The organism is Microbulbifer elongatus (genome assembly GCF_020524885.1).
GTDB lineage: Bacteria > Pseudomonadota > Gammaproteobacteria > Pseudomonadales > Cellvibrionaceae > Microbulbifer > Microbulbifer elongatus_A.
This window is the reverse complement of sequence record NZ_JAIVKJ010000017.1, coordinates 1-1,796: the sequence shown is the minus strand read 5'-3', so window position 1 is coordinate 1,796 and position 1,796 is coordinate 1. Positions and strand designations below refer to the sequence as shown.

Annotated in this window: 1 protein-coding gene; it reads right to left on the bottom strand. The window is 50.7% G+C overall.

Annotation, left to right across the window (positions count from 1 at the left end; genetic code table 11):
- Positions 1–161: 161 nt before the first annotated feature.
- Entirely contained in the window at positions 162–1,718 is a 1,557-nt protein-coding gene (locus tag LC059_RS17830; RefSeq protein ID WP_226705228.1) for an IS1182 family transposase, read from the bottom strand.
- Positions 1,719–1,796: the final 78 nt, after the last annotated feature.

Sequence of the window (1,796 nt, the reverse complement as noted above, 5' to 3'; positions counted from 1 at the left end):
TAACGAGGCTGTAGAAAAACGAATTTTAATTAAATCGTTTTTAGACCCAACCTCCCGATTGAATTAATGACCACAATTTAAGCACAGACTTTTCACCTAATCACTCAATGCGCGCAATTATGGTCCATGTTTGCCCGGGCGAACGTAGTTTTCCCTGTGGATCAGCGGATAACCCCATATCGCATCAATTTTTCGATGTTATGCACAAGACAGAACAGCTGCCATTGCCCTTGTACTTTGCCTTTACCACGCAAGGAAAAGCGATTTAACCGCTTGTTGGTGCCGATATTACCGAATACCGGCTCCACCACGGACATCCGATGACTGTAAATCGTTTTACCCTCCAGGCTGTCGATCCGCTTCTTCATCCAATCCGTCGCAGTCTGCCCATTGGTCCAGGTAAACGATACTTGCCGGCCGTGCCCCTCTCGCGTGTCTGCCGAACTCGGATTGCGCATGCACTCATGCTTGAGCGCGCAAGCCCGACAGTCCGTCAGGCGTCCTTCAAATAACAGCTTGCGCTTACCCGCACCAATCCGTTCCTCCCGATAGAGCAGCATGTCATTGCCAGCGGGGCAGATACAGGTCTTGCGGCGCCGATCGACTGTGAACTCACTGGCGGGGATCACCTGCTTAATCCGCTTCGCGGCATCTTGATGACGTTTCCCATGCTTTTCTTTTTGCCGGGCAAACGCCTTGTCCCGAGAACGGAATTGATTGTCCGGAATGTAGGCGTTGATTCTGTGGCTTTTCAGCAGCTCATAGTTGGATTCGCTGGAAAATCCGGTATCTGCAGTAATGATGACCTGTTCGGCGAGAACATCTTCATGGATACCCGCATTCCGATACCGTCTATTAATACCATCCAGAATAGGCTTTAACGTATGGTATTCCTGCCCCTCACCAAATGCCTGCGCCTCAACGATAATCTGGTGCTTACTGTCCACCGCAGCGATGCCGTTATAGCCCTGGATGGTGCCCTTACTGGTGGTCATTTTCGCCGACTCATTGTCGGTAATGTTACTTTTGACTTCTTTCGGTTTCTTGCCCTGCCCCATCCTTGGGGCTGCCGTCTTTAGGAACTGGTCGATCTTCTCAAAGTGTTTTTGCAGGGTTTCGGCGGCCTGGGCCAGTCGCTGTTTGCGCTCTTGCTCCGCAGGCTTACGGCCGTCGAGCTTTTTATGCTCCTTCAGGCAGCGGCGGATCTTCTTTCGGATCTTGTCCCGCTTCTGCTCCAGCTCTTTGAACGTGCCCGAGTGCTCCTTGCTGGCATTCGAGGACATTTTGCAACCGTCGATGGCAAACAGCTCATTGCCAAGCAGCCCCTGCTGGTCACAGACCATCAGTACCTGCTCGAAGATCGACTCAATGGCATCGGGATAGCTGCTGATAAAGTTGGCAATACTGGTGAAGTGCGGCACCGAATCACACGATAGCGCCTTAAAGATAATATTGTGCTCGCACTGCCACTGGATCTCGCGGCTGGACGTAATGCCCTTCGAATAGGCAAACAGAATGATCTTCAGCAAGATTGCTGGGTCGTAGGCCGAACGGCCACCGGTATCATTCTGGTATTTATCGTAGAAAACGGAGAGATCGATATGAATGCCGATCAGGTGATGGAGAGTAAATTCGAAGGTGCCAGGCTGTAGCTGCTCCTCGAAATTGATCACAACCATCGCATCCTGGTTGTAGTTATACCGCTTAAAATTGGGCATGGCAGGCATCCCTTTTTATGATCCGCCAATCCTACCAAAAACTACTGGTTTTTAAGAGTTTTTCTACAGCCAGAACGC

Coding starts and splice junctions, on each gene's coding strand:
- LC059_RS17830 (WP_226705228.1), bottom strand. CDS start 1,718: ATGCCCAATTTTAAGCGGTATAACTACAACCAGGATGCGATGGTTGTG.